Source organism: Psychrobacter sp. TB20-MNA-CIBAN-0197, from assembly GCF_040309765.1.
Lineage (GTDB): Bacteria > Pseudomonadota > Gammaproteobacteria > Pseudomonadales > Moraxellaceae > Psychrobacter > Psychrobacter submarinus.
Map to the genome: position 1 here is coordinate 1 of NZ_JBEOPC010001340.1, position 238 is coordinate 238.

Sequence of the window (238 nt, forward strand, 5' to 3'; positions counted from 1 at the left end):
GTCCAAGGCGAAGTCGCGCACGATCAATTTTAAATCAGGCGCTTCACGGCGCGTTATATGAAACAATTGCGGCAATAATGCCTGCGTCGCATAGTCGGTCGCGCTAATCGTAAAGACGCCTTTATAGGTTTGCGGCGTAAATACCTCCGGCTCTAATAATACTTCCAACTGCTTTAATATCTCGTCAATAGGTTGTTGCAGCGATAGTGCCTTTGGCGTTGCCACCATGCTATTGCCT

General features: G+C 47.9%; 1 pseudogene. It reads right to left on the reverse strand.

Annotated features, from left to right (window positions below):
- Positions 1 to 238 (reverse strand): annotated as a pseudogene (locus tag AAEY83_RS18310) (LysR family transcriptional regulator); the annotation flags it as partial.